Origin of the sequence: Neoluteolibacter marinus (assembly GCF_014904755.1) — a bacterium.
GTDB classification, from domain to species: Bacteria; Verrucomicrobiota; Verrucomicrobiia; order Verrucomicrobiales; family Akkermansiaceae; genus Haloferula; species Haloferula marina.
The window spans coordinates 1-545 of sequence record NZ_JACZFQ010000139.1 but is presented as its reverse complement, the minus strand read 5'-3'; the positions used below and the strand labels follow the sequence as shown (position 1 = coordinate 545).

At 64.2% G+C, this 545-nt stretch carries 1 pseudogene and 1 other annotated feature; the pseudogene reads left to right on the top strand.

Going from position 1 to position 545, the window contains the following annotated elements:
• Positions 1 to 92: 92 nt before the first annotated feature.
• A pseudogene (locus tag IG178_RS25985) lies at positions 93 to 410 on the top strand (transposase); the annotation flags it as partial.
• Positions 380 to 508: a sequence feature (AL1L pseudoknot), on the top strand. (Overlaps the previous pseudogene by 31 nt.)
• Positions 509 to 545 lie beyond the last annotated feature (37 nt).

Below are 545 nucleotides of genomic sequence, written 5' to 3'. Positions count from 1 at the left end.
CTGCCTGGCACGCCGACGCTGCAACGTCATCTTCGCGATGCTGCGAAACTGAATCGCCCCGGGTCTGGTGGAGGCTCTGAATCCACGGGAGGATGAGGAGCATGGCAGCACCGAGGAAGTACCCCGACGAGCTTCGGGAGAGAGCCACAAGGATGGCAGTTCAGTCACGGCGCGATCCATCGACGAGGTCGGGAACGTTTCGCCGTGTGGGCGAGCAGCTCGGGATCAATCCTGAGACTCTGAGGAACTGGGTCGTGCAGGCCGAGGTTGACGAGGGGCACCGTCCCGGGACCACGACCAGCGAGTCCCAGCGCCTGGTCGAGCTGGAGAAGGAAGTGCGTGAGCTGCGCAGGGCGAACTCGATCCTGAGGTCAGCCTCGGCTTTTTTCGCGGCGGAGCTCGACCGCCCACAGCGTTGATCGTGGAGTACATCGACCGGTACAGGCATGAGTTCGGCGTCGAGCCGATCTGTCGAACGCTGACCGCAGCGGGCACGCAGATCGCGCCGAGCACGTACTACGCGTTCAAGACCCGCCCACCCTCGA